Genomic DNA, 14,915 nt, shown 5'->3' with positions numbered 1-14,915 from the left:
TACTCACTTTTCTTGCGTCAACCCCGCGCGTCGGAGTTCCCTCCCTCTCCCCGCAGGCGCGCGGGCTTCCCCGACCGGCGATGAAGTCACCTTCATCGCCGGTTTTTTTTATGTCGGTGCCGACGTGGCGGCAAGGGGTTCGCCCGTGCCCCGGCCATGCCTTATGGCACTGGGTCATACGTCATGCCCGCTCTAGCTTGGGGAATTCCCCCAACCTGAGCAGCCCGCCATGCGTCGACTCATTCGCCCCCTCATGCTCACTGCGCTCGCCACCTGTTGTGGCGCGGCGTTTGCCGCCACGGCTGAACAGGCACCGCAGGGCCGATTGCCGGGCTGGGCCGTGCCGCAGTCGTACCAGTTGGCATTCAAGGTTGACCCTGCACAGCAGGATTTCTCCGGCACCACCACGATCAGGGTGAAGCTGAGCCAGGCGTCCGACCATTTGTGGCTGGACGGCGCGGAACTGAAAGTGTCGAAGGTGAGCATCACCGACGCCGCCGGCAAGCTGCATGTGGGCAAGTACGTCAGCGTGGACCCCAAGGCTGGCGTGGTGCGGGTGGACTTTGGCAGCACGCTGCAGCCACAAGACCTCACCGTGAGGCTTGAATACACCGCGCCGCTGAACGCGCAGTTGCAGGGCCTGTACAAGGTCACCGCGAAAGGCCAGCCGTACGCGATGACGCAGATGGAGCCGATCAGCGCACGCTTCGCGTTCCCGAGCTTCGACGAACCCGGCTTCAAGACCCCGTTCGACATCAGCATCACCGTGCCGAACAGCGAAAACGTGGTGGCCAACACGCAGCAGGTAAAGCAGGCGCCAGCGGGCAAAGGCTGGAAGACCGTGACCTTCGCGCAGACGCTGCCGCTGCCGACCTATCTGGTGGCGTTCGCGGTCGGTCCGTGGGACATCGTTGCTGGCCCGGACATCTCGCCCGACGCGTACCGCAGCACGCCGCTGAAATTGCGCGGCATCGCAGCCAAGGGTGAAGGCCATCGCATGGAACACGTGCTGGGCGAAACGCCGAGCATCATTCACGCGCTGGAGAACTACTACGGCTTCGGCTACCCGTTCGACAAGCTTGACCTGCTGGCCGCGCCGGACTTCTCCGCTGGTGCGATGGAAAACGCCGGGCTGGTGACGTTCCGTGACTGGCTGCTGCTGATCGACAAGGATTCCCCGGCGCGCAACGTGCAGGGTTCGTTCAACGTCAACGCGCACGAACTGGCGCATCAGTGGACCGGCGACACGGTGACCACCGAATGGTGGAACGACATCTGGTTGAACGAAGCGTTCGCGACCTGGATGCAGCAGAAAGTCACCATGGAAGTGCACCCGGAATACCGCGCCGATCTGGATCGCGTGCGTGGCGCGCAGGGCGCGATGAACAACGACAGCCTGGTCAGCGCACGCAGTATCCGTCAGCCGATCACCGGCAACGGCGACATCATGACCGCGTTCGACGGCATCACCTATCAGAAGGGTGCCAGCGTACTCGGCATGTTCGAGAGCTATGTGGGCGAGAAGACCTTCCAGAAAGGCATGCGCGCGTATATCCAGCAGCACAAGTTCGGCAATGCCACGGCCATCGATCTGGTCAATTCCATCGCCACCGCTGCAGACAAGGGTGACCCGTTCAAAGAGGCGTTCAAGAGTTTCCTCAATCAGTCGGGCGTGCCCTACGTGGCCACCAAACTGGAGCAGAAGGACGGCAAGACCGTGCTGCAGCTCAGCCAGAGCCGCTACCTGCCGGTTGGCAGCAGCGGGGACGCGCAGCGCATCTGGGGCGTGCCGGTCTGCGTGCGCTACGGCACCACCGCCAGCGGCAAAGCGGGAGCGCCGTCCAGCAAGGTCGCTTGCGACATGCTCGACAAGGCGAGTGGATCGATGACCCTGGCCGACGCCAGCACGCCGACCTGGGTGATGCCGAATGCGAACGCCAGTGGCTACTACCGCTTCAGTCTCGACAAGAGTGCGCTGGCCAGCCTGGTCAAGCAGATCGGCAAGCTCAGCGACGCCGAGCAATTGGCCTACGCCGATGCGGTGGGTGCCAGCTTCCGTCATGGCGACCTCGATGCCGGTGACGTGATGATGGCGCTGCGCCCGCTGACCTCCTCGAAGATTCGCGAAGTAGCTACGGCGCCGCTGGGTCAGCTGGACTGGATCTATCGCTATGTGGCCAGCACGGACGCGCAGCGTGCGCGCGTGGCTGACTGGGTCAAGGCGGCTTACCTGCCGCAACTCGAACAGCTTGGCTACCAGCGCAAGGCCGGCGAAACCGAGGATGCAGCCTTGATGCGCAGCACCCTCGCCAGTGCCTTGGCCTTCGACTACAAGGTGCCTGAAGTCCGCGCAGCGCTGCTCAAGCAGGGTGAGGCGGCGCTGAAACCGAAGTCTGATGGAAGTTTGGACCTGGGCGCTGCCGATCCAGACCTGCTCGGCGAAGCGCTTGGTGTGGCGGTGCAGGAACACGGCAAGAGTGCGGTCGATGCACTGATCGCCGAACTGCCCAAGACCAGCGATCCGTCGCTGCGCAACGGCATTCTGGGCGGTTTGTCCAACGTGGACGATCCCGCGCTGACCGAACAGGTGCGCGACTTTGCCCTGACCAAGCCAGTCAAGGTGGGCGAAATGGGCATGCTGTTAATGGGCGGTCGCGATACCGTCGCCGAGCGTGATGCGATGTGGACCTGGTTCACCGCGCACTACGCGCAGATCCTGGGTCGCACTGGCAGCTTCGCCGGTGGTCGCTTGCCGGGACTGGCCGGAGCGGGCGGTTGCAGTCCGGCCGAAGGCGATCGCCTGCAGGCGTTTTTCAAGGACCGCGCCGACGATGCCGCCGGCATTGCCCGCGGCCTGGCTCAGACCAGCGAAAGCATTCGTCTGTGCAGCGCGTTGCAGGCGAAGCAGGATTCGGCAAGCATCCTGCGCTGATTGTCGCTACGCCGAATGCCGCCGGCACGTTATCGTGCCGGCGGCAAATTTTATCCGTCGACGCTTCCGCTGGACGCAGCAAGGTCTTTCGGTAGCTGCAACTCCATCCATCGGTTGATGAAGGCATCCAGCCCGAGGCGTGCTGGCGTTTCGATCCCCGCCTCGCGCACGAAAGCCGCTGCCGCCTTGATCAGCGCTTGTCGCGATTGACTGGAGGCCTGCCGCGCCGCCGCCTGCTGCTGGCGTAACTGCACGATATGGGGTGACGGCCGGTCGGGTTTGACGAACTTCTGATAGCGACGCAGTTCATCGGCGACGCGCGCGGTGTGGAACGCCGCCTGCAGTACCGCCTTGCGTGCAAGCAGCAACGGCAGCAGTTGGCGCGCCGCCGACGACGGTTGCGACTGAGTCAGCAGCATGCCGCTCAGGGCGGATGACCACGACGTCGGCTGGATGCCATCTGCCAGGAACAGTTCCAGTTGGTGCAGGAAGCTTGCGTGGGGAAACGGTGTGGGCGCAGCCATGGTGATCCTGCAGTGGGGAAGAAAGGCCGACAGGCGTCGGCGCGTGTGAGGATACGCGCGGATGAGCGTGTGCAGTGCAGTGGCCCGCTTCTGTTCACACGCTGGCTGACGGTTTAACGATAAAATTGCCGGGCGATTTTTTGCTATTCCGGGTTGCAGCAAGGTTTCATCTGCGGCATCGTTTTACACCATGTTCCATCGGCATCGCCTACAGGGGGCTTGATGATCGAGCTGGAAATTCAGGGCCTCTCGCAAAGTCGGGAGGGCCTGCTCATTGAAGTGGGTCGTTTCGTTCTTGCCAGTGGCTTTACATTGCGCAGCCAGCGTCTGCTGCAAGACCCGCACGGCATGCTGCTGACCATGGTGGTGCGCGGGCCCGCGCGCAAGCAGCGTGCGCTGGAGGCCTTGCTGGAGAACTACGATCGGCTCGTCAGCTTCCACATCTCGCCGTTTGTCGAAGGCGAGGTGAAGCCGCATTTCGGGGCGACGGTAAAGCGGGCAACCTACTTGCCACCACCCGCCCCGCTGCCGCCACCGGAACCTGCCCCGAGCAAGCCGGCACCGGTTGCAGCACCGGCAACTTCCGTCGTGCTCGAACCTTTCGTCACCGCACCGGTCAGGGCAAAACCGCTACCGCGCGAGGCACTGCAGACGGTGCCGGCGGCCCCGCCGGAACCGGACTTCGAATTCATCCTGCCCACGTCGCGAGCACCCGCAGCGGCGCCCGCTGCACTGGAGGACGTTGCTCCGTTCGTCGACGTGGTGGCGCTCGGCCCCGATGAGGCGGCAGTCGGTCAAATGCTGCAGTCGCTGGAACATGACTATCCGAAGATCATGCCGAAACTGCTGGCGCTGCAGGGCACGGTGGCTGAAGGCGCACGCGACGCATCGCTGACGCTGGCCGGTCAGCGTGCCGGCAGTTGGCTGTATGCACGGGAGTACTCGCTGGATAGCAGGCTGTCGTTGCACGATGCGCTTGAGCGCATCGCCGCGCCGGCATTGCGGGCACTGGTGGAGGTCGACCTGCAAGGCACGCAGCTGCACATCCTGGCCAGCCCGCTGTGCAGCGAAGGTGGTCACTCGGGCTGCAGCTTCTTCAGTGGCTTCCTCGATGGCTTGCTGGCTCCGCTCACGGCGCCAGCCAGGCTGTCGATTTTCCCGGTGTGCTGCCGCAGCTACGGCGCGGACGAGTGCGTGCTGGCATTCTCCGACTGATCACTGCAGAAAGCGCGCGCGCACCCGCGCAAAGCGGCTGTGCCGGCTCACGTTAGCTTAGCCAAGCTGCGTTGGCTGGCATGGATACGCTTCGGCTGGCGATCAGCAGGTGGCCCGTGTTGCATCCCGTTGCGCCATGGCACCTCGGCCAGCGCCGTCATCGAAGTTACCCGAACAGGTTGGATGCCGGTGGTTCGTCGATCCCATTCGTCGCCGCTGCTTCCTCCGTGTGCCACTGGGTCGCATCACTTGTACGCTGGCGATCAACCCCGTTGCGCTTGCTGCTGCGTTCTACCTGGGTGAAGGCTGCTGCGTGGGGTCGGCGTGGCGGCCATGATTGGTGGGCGTCGATGTGAGCCTGCCGTGTTCCACCTACACTGTGCCGGCCAGTGGGCACACAGGGAGAAAGCGCATGCGTGGTCGATTGCCGAAGTGGTCAGGCTTGGTGGGCTTGGTGGGCTTGGTCGGGTTGTGGCTGTTGTTGGCAGCGCCCCTGCCTGCACAGGACATTCCACCGGCATTGCGCGATTGGCAGGGCTGGGTGCTGCACGACATGCCGCAGCACGACTGTCCGTTCCTGGCCAACCAGGCGCCTGGGTCTGGCAGTTGGCAATGTGCGTGGCCGGGTCGCTTGACCCTCGATGCCGGCAAGGATGGCGCCCGCTTCGCTCTCGATGTGCACGTGGATGCCGCCGGCTGGGTGGCGTTGCCCGGTGATGCGAGGAACTGGCCACAGCAAGTCATGGCGAACAAGCAGCTGGCTACGGTGCTGCAACGCAATGGTCAACCGATGTTGTGGCTGAACCCGGGCGACTACGAATTGAGCGGCGACCTGCCGTGGACCGCGCGCCCCGCGCGCCTGCGCGTGCCGGCGGCAATCGGTCTGGTCACGCTGATGGTGGACGGCGCGGCAGTGACGCGGATCGAGCGCAATGGCGAGCAACTGACCCTGGGTGAAGCTGCCGCCGCGCAGCGCGCCGCCGATGCGTTGTCGCTGCGTGTCTATCGCCGCTTGCAAGATGGCTTGCCGGCAACCTTGCAGACCCAGTTGCAGTTCAACGTCACCGGCAGCGCACGCGAGCAGGTACTTGGCCCGGTGTTGCCTGAAGGTTTTGTTGCTACGTCATTGGCCGGCGAACTGCCGGCCCGACTGGATAACGACGGGCAGTTGCGTGTGCAACTGCGTCCGGGGCAATGGACGATCACGCTGGCCGCACGCAGCATCGCGCCACTGTCCAGGGTGGCGTTGAAACTGCCGGCGGCGCCGTGGCCGCGGCAGGAAGTGTGGAGCTACGACGACGATGCCTCATTGCGCAGCACGCGCGTCGAAGGCAACGCCACCGATGCGGCGCAAGCGGGCGTGCCCGCCGTGTGGAGTCAGCTGCCCGCATTCGCGCTGGATGACCACGCCGGGCTGGCGATCGAGCAGGGCACGCGTGGCGATGAAGGTGGCAAGGGTGACCAATTGCATTTGCAGCGCCAGCTGTGGCTGAATTTTGATGGCGGTGGACTCAGTGTTGCCGACCACCTCACCGGCGAATTGCGTCATCGCCAACGGCTGGACGTTGCCTCGCCGTGGCAATTGCAGCGGGTCAGCCAGGATGGGCAACCCTTGCTGATCAGCAAGGGCGGGCAGGGCCGTAGTGGCGTCGAAGTGCGCGAACAAAACATCAATCTCAGTGCCGGGCTGAGTCTGCCCACGCATGCCGGCAGCCTTCCCAGTGCGGGCTGGCAGGTGCCGCTGGAAAGCATCGACGCGACCTTGCACTTGCCATTCGGCTACCGTTTGCTCGGTGCGATCGGCGCGGACCACTCACCCGACTCGTGGGTGGCGCAATGGAATCTGCTCGACCTGTTCGTGGTCGCCGTGATTGCGCTGCTGGCGGGTCGTTTGCTGGGATGGCCGTGGGCACTGTTGGCGGCAGGATTTCTTGCCCTCGCCAAGCACGAGAGCGGCGTGCCGCTGTGGACCGTGGCCACCGCGTTGGCACTTGGGTTGCTGCTGCGGGCGTTGCCTGATGGCCGGTTGCGCAGCGCGGCACGCTTCGGCGCGCTGGCCGGCTTTGCGCTGGCGGTGCTGTGGACCTTGCCATTTGCAGCGGCTGAGCTGCAATACGCCTTGCATCCGCAACTCGAAAACGGCAGCCACGAGCGCGTGGTACAAGCGAACTTCAATGAGCCTGTGTTGCAGAAAGAGCAGGAAGGAATGCCAGCCCCACCACCGGCGCCACCTGCTCCGCCCGCACCGATGCTCGATAGCGTGACTGCCGCGCCGGCCATGTCATCCCGTGATGACTCCGGCGCCATCCTGGGTGGCCTCACGGCATCTGTTTCGGCGGTGCAGAATCTCGGTGGCAAAGCTGCCGATGTTCGCCGTGACGTCGATACGCGCAACGTGGTTCAGGCCGGTGCCGGCATGCCGTCGTGGGATCAGGGCAACAACTATCAGCTGGGTTGGTCCGGTCCGGTCGTTACGGAGCAGGCCACGCGCTTGCTGATTGCGCCCGCATGGCTGGTACGCCTGCTTCGCCTGGTCATGGTTGGCTTGCTTGCCGTCCTGCTCGCTCGTCTGGCGTCGATGCTGTTGCCGACAGCACGCATGCACTGGCGAAACTTGCGTGGCAGTAAAAGTGTGGCGGGCACGGCGTTGTTGCTCGCGCTGCTGCTGCCGCATGGTGCGCAGGCGCAGAGCTTGCCGGACCCACAACTTCTCGGACAGTTGCGCAACCGGCTCACCGAGATGCCCAAGTGCGTGCCCGCTTGTGCCGAGCTGGCTGAGGCGCAACTGCAGGTAACCGGGGATGTGCTTGCGGTAGATCTGGAAGCCCATGTCGGTGTTCCGGTGGCGGTGCCGATGCCGCAGGCGGACGACACGCTGCAGCTTATCGATGTCGCCGTGGATGGCCATGCCAATCCAGCACTTGCACGGCGTGGCGAGCAGTTGCTGGTGCGGCTGGACCGAGGCGTGCACAAGATTGCCTTGCGTTACCGCCTCGGCAGCACGGACACGGCAAGCCTGAGTTTTGGGCTTCGTCCGCTACGCATCAACTTCAACGCAGCGGGCTGGTCGCTGAGTGGCGTCGATGACGGTCGGTCGCTGGGCGACAGCATTGCGCTGCACCGCGTGCGTGCCAGCAATGACAACAACAGCCTCGCCGTGGTGCAGAATTTTCCGCCCTACGTGCGGCTGACCCGAACCCTGCAACTGGGTCTGGACTGGACCGTACTGAACAAGGTTGAGCGTATCGCTCCGCGCGATGGTGGTTTCAGCATCAGCCTGCCGCTGCTGCCCGGGGAGCATCCGTTGGGCGAGGATGTACTGGTCAAGGATGGCCGCATCAACATCACCTTCAATGCCAACAGCGCAGCGGTCACCTGGACAAGTCGGCTGGATCACGTCGCCCAGCTGGCACTCAACGCGCCATCACTGGGTGATCGTGCCGAGGTGTGGCAGATTCAGGCCGCGTCGATGTGGCATGTGGATGCGAAGGGTGTGCCGACGAGTGCCAACGACGATGGCTTGCTGTATCAGCCGTTGCCCGGTGAAACCTTGCAAATGGCCTTCACTCAACCGCAGGCGATCGCCGGCGACAGTCTGGCCTTCGATGGTGTGCAGATGACCAGCGCCGTCGGCGAGCGCGCCAGCGAAACCACGCTGACGTTGCGTGCGCGTAGTACCCGTGGTGGCGAACACGTAATCGATCTTCCCGCCGGTGCCGAGTTGCTGGGTGCGGACCGCGACGGCGAGGCGATCAACCTGGCGATACGCGACGGCAAACTCAGTCTGCCGCTGCTGCCCGCTGCGCATGTCTACACCGTGCATCTGCGGGAACCGCATGGCATCACGTGGCAAACGCGCACGCCAATATTCGCGCTGCACGCTCCGGTGGCGAACATCGATCTCGACCTGCAGTTGCCGCAGGATCGCTGGGTGCTGTGGACGTGGGGACCGACGACCGGCCCGGCCGTGCTGTACTGGTCGCAGCTGGTGGTGTTGTTGCTCGCTGCCTGGTTGCTCGGTCGCTTCGCGCCCACGCCGCTGCGGTTCCGACATTGGCTGCTGCTCGGCCTGGGTTTCTCCGCGTTTGCCTGGAGTGCCTATGCGCTGGTGGTGTTCTGGCTGATCCTGCTGGGTTTACGCGCGCGCCGTCTGCCAGCGGAACAGGGCAGTGTGACGCTCTTCAATCTGCAACAAGCCGGGCTGGCCGCACTCACCGTGTTGGCCTTGTTGGTGCTGATCGGAGCCGTGCCGACGGGCTTGCTCGGGTTGCCGGACATGCATGTCGCCGGCAATGGCTCCATGGCATCCAGCCTGCGCTGGTTTGCTGATCAGAGCACCGGCTTGCTGCCCAGCTGCGGCGTGCTCAGTGTTTCGCTGTGGTACTACAAACTGGCGATGCTGGCGTGGGCGTTGTGGTTGGCCAATGCACTGATCGGCTGGCTGCAATGGGCGTTCCAGTCGTGGACGCATGGCGGCTACTGGCGCAAGCCGGTGCCGAAGGTGGGCGTGACACCGCCGCAATTGCCGCCCTCCAATCCGGAGCCGCCACATGCCTGATGTGCGTGGTGCGCTGGTTGCAGCCACCGAACAGCTCGGCGAACGCGTGGATGCCGAGCTGCTGTTGCTGTATGTTTTGCAGCAGCCGCGAAGCTGGCTGTTCACGCATGCCAGCGACGAGCTTTCGATGGACGTCCAGACGGCCTTTGCTTCGCTGGTCGCGCGTCGCGCCGCCGGCGAGCCGGTCGCTTACATCATCGGTCGCCGTGGCTTCTGGACGCTGGATCTGGAAGTCACGCCAGCGACCCTGATCCCGCGCCCGGAAACCGAGCTGCTGGTCGAACTTGCGCTGCAGCGGTTGCCGCTTGATGCCCTCTGTGACGTGGTCGATCTGGGTACGGGCAGTGGAGCGATCGCACTGGCTATCGCTCGCGAGCGTCCGCTGGCAAAGGTGGTTGCCACGGACGCCAGTGCGGCTGCATTGGCGGTGGCCCAACGCAATGCGCAGCGACACCGCATCGGCAACGTGAGCTTCCTGCACGGTGACTGGCTGGTGCCGCTGGCTGGCCGGCAGTTCGATCTGATTGCGTCCAACCCGCCGTATATCGAAGCGGATGATCCGCACCTGGAGCTAGGGGATTTGCGCTTTGAGCCAGCCAGTGCGCTGGCTTCGGGCGCGGACGGCCTGGACGATATCCGTCGCATCATCGCCGCCGCATGCAGCCATCTTCGCCCCGCTGGCTGGTTGCTGTTCGAGCATGGCTGGGACCAGGGGGCGTCGGTTCGTGCGCTGCTCGAACAAGCCGGTTATGCGCAGGTTTTCACCGCACAAGATCTGGAGTCACGCGACCGCGTCAGCGGTGCTTGCCGCTGAGCAAGCGGCAGTAGTTCGCATTTGTCGTTGTCGGTTGATGGCCCTGCGAAGCCATCCTCGTACGCTGCGACCACGCCAGTGTTTCATGGCCCCTCCTACAACGGAAGGAGAGGGTTCATGCTTACGCTTGGTATTGAAGAAGAAGTACAGATTGTTGACAGTCGTGGCGAGTTGGTGGCGCACGATCTTACGCGGGATGCGGTGCAGCTTGCCTTGCCCGAGGGCGAACTGGATCGGGAGATCCACCGCTGCGTGATCGAGTTGAAAACCCGGGTCTGCCGCAGCGTTCCGGATCTGCTGTCGGCGCTGGATGCGCTACGCATGCAGGCGCGGCGTCGAGCGGCAGCGCAGGGACAGTCGATCATCGTGGCCGGTCTGCATCCCACGGCAAAGTGGCAAGCACAGCCGATGCATCTGGGTGCGGCTTTTCCGCACTACGCCGCGCTGGTGCAGGAGTACCAGGACGTCGCCCGCAGTGCCTTCAGCTTCGGCATGCATCTGCATCTGGGTTTGCCGGTGGGTGCGCCGCGCATGGCGGTGATGAATCGCTTGCGGCACGTATTGCCGGAAGTGTTGGCGCTGTCGGCCAGCTCGCCATTTCTTGACGGCAACGATACCGGACTGCAGTCATGGCGACACAGTTTGCTGGATCGCTATCCGCGCATGGGGACGCCCGATGCATGGGACAGCGACGACGCTTACACGGAGCATGTGCAGCGGCTGCGCGGTGTTGGTTGCATCGGGCCGGAGCAGGCGTTATGGCAGGACCTGCGCCTGCATCATCGCTACGGCACGCTGGAAGTGCGCATCATGGATACGCATCCGCAGTTACGACGTATCGGTTTGATCGCCACCTTGCTCGCGTGGGAGACTCAAGCGATTCTGCAGGACCTTCAGAACGGCCGCGCCGGTGCCGTGTGGTCACGCGCGTGCATTGACGAGAACAAGTGGCGGGCCAGACGCCACGGGTTGCGTGCGCAGTGGATCGACTGGGATCGCGACGAAGCCTGCGATACGCCGACGCGATTCGCGCGCTGGTGGGCCCGTCTGGCACCGCAGTCTGCCCACGCCGCCGAATGCAACTACTGGGCACGCGAGCTTGCTGATGCGCTGGACGAGGGCAGCTTTGCCGATCGGTTGCGTGCACGCGCCGCCAGCGATGCTGATTGGCCGACCACCTTGCGCTGGATGATGGAATCCAGCGCGGACTGTCTGCCTGCGTTGCCGCAAGCGGGAGGCTGGCGATGAACGCCGTGCCGTCATTGCAACTGCATTCGCTGGGTAGTGCCTTGGCTCAGTCGCTGGCCCACACCGGGGCGCCACACCTTCCGTTGCAGCAACTCTCCGATCACTACGCGGTTGGCAACGAGGCATTGCGGCAGGCCTTGCAGCTCAAGCTGACCAGCCTGCTGGCAGGGCTCCAGCCGCAGCTGCGCCATCGTGGAGGTAGCTGGCCGAAGATTCCTGCCGATGTGCTGGCGCTGGACATGGCCTTTGTGGAAAGTGCCAGCCAGCCATTCGATCTGGCGTGGGTGGAAATTCAGGCGTTTACCTCGATGTTGCCCACGTTCCACACCTTGCATCTTGCGCAGCGCCAGATCCACCGGCTCCCACCGAACTGGTTGCCGCACGACCCGTTGCCACACGGCAGCAACTGGGTAGAGCAACTACGTCCATGGGTGGCGTCGCATGCAGACACCGTGCTGGTCGAGGATCGTCCGCGCGAACGCTCGACCTGGCCTGATCTGAATGCAGCAAGGCATTGGTGGCAAGTGGATGTGCACGACTGGCGTGACCTACTTTCCGCAAACCGCCGGTTGCGTCATCCGGGCAGTGCGCGTGAATACCGGCATGTGTGGAACCGGCTGATCCTGTCTGATCTGGCGCCCATTGACCGCCTGCGTGCCGAGGCAACCTTGATGGCTGCCGACCAGATGACCTGGCACAGTCATCCGGCATGGTACGAGCGAATATCCAAGGGCAGTCTTGCCGGGCAGGCGCTGCAGGCACACGAGGCTTGTCACTGGGTCGAAGACTGTGCGGATGACGCACGTGGCTGGCCCGAACCCGAACGCTGGGTAGCCAAGGCGGCTGACGGCCATTCCGGTAGCGGCCTGCTGCTGGCGCCAACCACGGCCGAGCTGATGGAGCTGCCGCGACCACGACGCTGGATCGTGCAACGACGCTTTCGTCAGCGACCGATCGGACACCACGCTGATACCGGCCAACCGTTGTATGGCGAATTGCGCTGCATGCTTGGGCTCGATGGCAACGGGCCACCGTGGGTGATGGCGTGGATCTTGCGCCTGTCGACCGACGGCATCGCTACGCTCACCGGGCGGAAGACTGTTCCCGGTGAAGGCATGACGATGCTGTATTTCGAGCAAGGCAACGGCTGACGTCACCAGCGAAGCACGCCGCGCAGGTTTGCTGCGCGGCGTGTGCTGCGTAATGCACGCGTGGCAATCTTCCTGGGCGAGGGGGATTGCCGTGCGCTTTGTTCGGGGCTATTGCGCGTATGTGAGCGCATCGCGTGATGGCCATAAGTACATTGTCCGAAGGACCCTGACTACCACTTGTTGATTGAGATACTGCAGCCGGCATTCGGGCTGGTCAGTCTTTCGACATGCTGCTTCCTGTCGGCTTGGTGGGAGATGGGTGTCTCCATTCGCGAGGAAGCCGTCGTAAATCCAGACGCACGCAACGCAGGTCGATCGTCAGGTTCTGACAGGCCAGTGTCGCCAGATGGCGGGCAAGGTCGAGCGCCGCGACTACGCCGTTGGGCATCACACTTATTTGTAGGACACCCAATCGAATGGGGCAAAGTTCCACGTGCTGCCCTGCAAGAGATCAGCCAATCTCGTTTCGAATTCCCGCTGCAGGCATGTAGCGACCGCGCAACAGAATGCGGAGGTAGTCTGCTCGGGCGTCGAGTTGACCAAGGGCGGCGCGGCGTCACAGCCGCTGCGTTGAGCCAGATAGTCGTTCACGAAGAACGCTTGCCCGTCGCGTGTACCGACAAACACGGAGAAGCATTCCGCATGAGTCGTCGTCGCCAGTGAAAAATGGATACGCAATTCCCTATCGGCTACGGTCGACTGGTACTGAACGACCAACTGATGGCCATGAAGGGCTGAGTGGCCTACTTCATCCGTGCACGGCGTGTATCCCCAGCGACTCAGGAATCCAAGGCAACGGTGTAGTGAGCGCGAGACTTCCTCAAACTTCGTCATGGCTATCTTCTATCTGCTGGTCGGCATGCTTGAAGTCGTAGTCAGCGTCCATGAGTGCGCTCGCGAACTCGCGGTCGATGTCATTGAGTTCCTTGACTGCCATAAGGCCTAGATCAACCCATTCGCGCTCTGCGGCCAAGGGCATGCTCGGAAGCTCAAGTTCCAGCAGCATGCGCGTCAGTTGCTCGTTGGCATGGATATAGATTTCATATCCGGGATTGCTGTGCATGCGATCCGCAAGCAAGCTCCGCGCATATCTGACTGAGGCCAAAACTGCGTCGCGGTCGATCATGGACCAGTTTTCATGTCGTTGCACTGCCCGGTGACAGACAATCAGGAAATGAGATTCCTGTCTTGTCGATATCGCAGATGAAGCCGTGTGTTGCCGGACTGTGTGGCGTTGCTGGTGCAGTCCAGTATCGCAGCGATGGCAACTCCGATTCGATGCGCTCTTGGGCGGATGCGGACAGTGTCGCTCTCATGTCCACGACCTGGCGGGCATGGCCCCATCCTTCGGACAGCTCTGCCAATGCACTGCCTTCTTCCATTGCAATGATCGTGGCACGAAGAATCGCGGCAGATTCAATCAAATCCATAGCGGCCTTGTCGACGCGGCTCTCATCATCGAGTGACATCGTCAAGTCTGCGGCCTCCATTCCAGTTGTATCAGTTTCAGGAGTGCAGGCTTATAGGTGGCCATATAGGACGGCGTGAAGTCATATGGCTTTCCGGGTAGTTCGCGGTGCACTTGAATATGCAAGATGATCTCACCCTGGTTGATGCTGATCGAGTCAAACCAGAACCTGTCGCCAGCCACGAAGAAGCGGGAGTTCCGGTAAGGGTTTGTGATGCGCTGACATAGCCCATTCGTGGCATCCAGAATCGCCACATTGTCGGGGCCGTAGGTGTTCTCGTTCTGGAGGACGGCGATACGGCTTCCATCTGGAAGAAGATGGGCCGTCAATGTTTCGCAACCATCGATAGGTCGCGTAAAAATCTTCCCGTCGCTCTCCCACTCATACGTCTTCGGATGAAAGTCAGGATCGTTGATCTGCTGAAGCAACGGCACGTCAGTGAGGAACACACCTGGCGGGGTCCGGATGCCGTTGTGCAGAATGAAGACAAAGTTCTTGATCATGTTCATGCGTTGATGCTGGCGGGATCAGCTGGGTTCTCCATCATCGGCATCCTCGAACTCCATCCATGCATGACGTTCACCGTCGATCCACTCTTCGACAGGTTCTTCGCGGTGAGACCCTGTCGCCGTAACAAAGAAGTTTGCCTGTGCGCGCAGGAACTCGCGATAGCTGTCGGGCAAAGTGCCCTCATGCGTGGCCCAGCGCAGGGCACCGGGTTCAAATTGGCTATCGAGCGGCAGACCCTGGTCGCCGGCGATGACGCGCACAAGCAACGGCAGCAGCTCGTCGTGGATACCGAACGTATCATTAGGCGGCACACCCCGCTCGATGAGATGACATACGTGCCTGGCTTCGCGTAGCAGTCGACAGGTGTCCACCTCACGGAAGCGCCAAGCATTTGCCTTGTCCAGTTTGACCCACTTTCCATGCATGAAGCTATTTCCGAGAGGGCGCTTGTCGCTGTTGATTCAATCGCTGTATTGCAAAGCAGTTTGAAATTT

12 protein-coding genes are annotated in these 14,915 nt (G+C 62.8%); 6 read left to right on the top strand and 6 right to left on the bottom strand.

The window, feature by feature from the left end; translation table 11 throughout:
- The first annotated feature begins 229 nt into the window (after positions 1-229).
- A complete protein-coding gene (locus tag PY254_RS16530) occupies positions 230-2,932 on the top strand; it encodes a M1 family metallopeptidase (protein WP_281013147.1) in 2,703 nt (900 codons plus the stop codon).
- Between the two features lie 50 nt (positions 2,933-2,982).
- Here PY254_RS16530 and PY254_RS16525 read toward each other — a convergent pair whose 3' ends face one another.
- Positions 2,983-3,456: a hypothetical protein gene (locus PY254_RS16525; protein ID WP_281013146.1), complete on the bottom strand. Its 474-nt coding sequence runs from the start codon at positions 3,454-3,456 to the stop codon at positions 2,983-2,985.
- Positions 3,457-3,678: 222 nt separating this feature from the next.
- Between PY254_RS16525 and PY254_RS16520 the strand changes: the two genes are divergently transcribed.
- From PY254_RS16520 to PY254_RS16500, 5 genes are all read left to right on the top strand, one after another.
- The gene (locus tag PY254_RS16520; protein WP_281013145.1) at positions 3,679-4,671 is read left to right on the top strand and encodes a hypothetical protein; all 993 of its coding nucleotides are present in this window, start codon (positions 3,679-3,681) and stop codon (positions 4,669-4,671) included.
- Positions 4,672-5,083: 412 nt separating this feature from the next.
- The gene (locus PY254_RS16515; protein ID WP_281013144.1) at positions 5,084-9,229 is read left to right on the top strand and encodes a hypothetical protein; all 4,146 of its coding nucleotides are present in this window, start codon (positions 5,084-5,086) and stop codon (positions 9,227-9,229) included.
- Entirely contained in the window at positions 9,222-10,043 is an 822-nt protein-coding gene (gene prmC, locus PY254_RS16510; RefSeq protein WP_281013143.1) for a peptide chain release factor N(5)-glutamine methyltransferase, read from the top strand. Before PY254_RS16515 ends, prmC begins: the two co-directional genes overlap by 8 nt.
- A 117-nt stretch (positions 10,044-10,160) precedes the next feature.
- A complete protein-coding gene (locus tag PY254_RS16505; protein WP_281013142.1) occupies positions 10,161-11,291 on the top strand; it encodes a carboxylate-amine ligase in 1,131 nt (376 codons plus the stop codon).
- Positions 11,288-12,442, top strand: coding sequence for a hypothetical protein (locus PY254_RS16500; RefSeq protein ID WP_281013141.1), 1,155 nt, complete (start codon positions 11,288-11,290; stop codon positions 12,440-12,442). The genes PY254_RS16505 and PY254_RS16500 overlap by 4 nt, the downstream gene beginning before the upstream one ends.
- Before the next feature lie 393 nt (positions 12,443-12,835).
- Here the strand turns inward: PY254_RS16500 and PY254_RS16495 are convergent, their stop codons facing one another.
- From PY254_RS16495 to PY254_RS16475, 5 genes are read right to left on the bottom strand one after another with little or no spacing between them, the layout of a single operon-like run.
- The gene (locus PY254_RS16495; RefSeq protein WP_281013140.1) at positions 12,836-13,276 is read right to left on the bottom strand and encodes a hypothetical protein; all 441 of its coding nucleotides are present in this window, start codon (positions 13,274-13,276) and stop codon (positions 12,836-12,838) included.
- Complete coding sequence (locus tag PY254_RS16490; protein ID WP_281013139.1) at positions 13,263-13,568, bottom strand: immunity protein Tsi6 family protein; 306 nt, start codon at positions 13,566-13,568, stop codon at positions 13,263-13,265. Before PY254_RS16490 ends, PY254_RS16495 begins: the two co-directional genes overlap by 14 nt.
- 10 nt (positions 13,569-13,578) lie before the next feature.
- Positions 13,579-13,917, bottom strand: coding sequence for a hypothetical protein (locus tag PY254_RS16485; RefSeq protein WP_281013138.1), 339 nt, complete (start codon positions 13,915-13,917; stop codon positions 13,579-13,581).
- On the bottom strand, positions 13,914-14,420 hold the full coding sequence (locus PY254_RS16480; protein ID WP_281013137.1) for a hypothetical protein: 507 nt from the start codon (positions 14,418-14,420) through the stop codon (positions 13,914-13,916). Before PY254_RS16480 ends, PY254_RS16485 begins: the two co-directional genes overlap by 4 nt.
- An 18-nt stretch (positions 14,421-14,438) precedes the next feature.
- Positions 14,439-14,846, bottom strand: a complete 408-nt coding sequence (locus PY254_RS16475; protein WP_281013136.1) for a hypothetical protein — start codon at positions 14,844-14,846, stop codon at positions 14,439-14,441.
- Positions 14,847-14,915: the final 69 nt, after the last annotated feature.

This window comes from Rhodanobacter sp. AS-Z3 (assembly GCF_029224025.1).
GTDB lineage: Bacteria > Pseudomonadota > Gammaproteobacteria > Xanthomonadales > Rhodanobacteraceae > Rhodanobacter.
Note: the sequence above shows the minus strand (reverse complement) of the source record. Positions and strands in the feature narration are given on the sequence as shown.

Bases quoted from the DNA above. Each gene is read 5' to 3' on its own strand.
- PY254_RS16530 (WP_281013147.1), top strand. From the start codon at position 230: ATGCGTCGACTCATTCGCCCCCTCATGCTCACTGCGCTCGCCACCTGT.
- PY254_RS16525 (WP_281013146.1), bottom strand. From the start codon at position 3,456: ATGGCTGCGCCCACACCGTTTCCCCACGCAAGCTTCCTGCACCAACTG.
- PY254_RS16520 (WP_281013145.1), top strand. From the start codon at position 3,679: ATGATCGAGCTGGAAATTCAGGGCCTCTCGCAAAGTCGGGAGGGCCTG.
- PY254_RS16515 (WP_281013144.1), top strand. From the start codon at position 5,084: ATGCGTGGTCGATTGCCGAAGTGGTCAGGCTTGGTGGGCTTGGTGGGC.
- prmC (WP_281013143.1), top strand. From the start codon at position 9,222: ATGCCTGATGTGCGTGGTGCGCTGGTTGCAGCCACCGAACAGCTCGGC.
- PY254_RS16505 (WP_281013142.1), top strand. From the start codon at position 10,161: ATGCTTACGCTTGGTATTGAAGAAGAAGTACAGATTGTTGACAGTCGT.
- PY254_RS16500 (WP_281013141.1), top strand. From the start codon at position 11,288: ATGAACGCCGTGCCGTCATTGCAACTGCATTCGCTGGGTAGTGCCTTG.
- PY254_RS16495 (WP_281013140.1), bottom strand. From the start codon at position 13,276: ATGACGAAGTTTGAGGAAGTCTCGCGCTCACTACACCGTTGCCTTGGA.
- PY254_RS16490 (WP_281013139.1), bottom strand. From the start codon at position 13,568: ATGATCGACCGCGACGCAGTTTTGGCCTCAGTCAGATATGCGCGGAGC.
- PY254_RS16480 (WP_281013137.1), bottom strand. From the start codon at position 14,420: ATGAACATGATCAAGAACTTTGTCTTCATTCTGCACAACGGCATCCGG.
- PY254_RS16475 (WP_281013136.1), bottom strand. From the start codon at position 14,846: ATGCATGGAAAGTGGGTCAAACTGGACAAGGCAAATGCTTGGCGCTTC.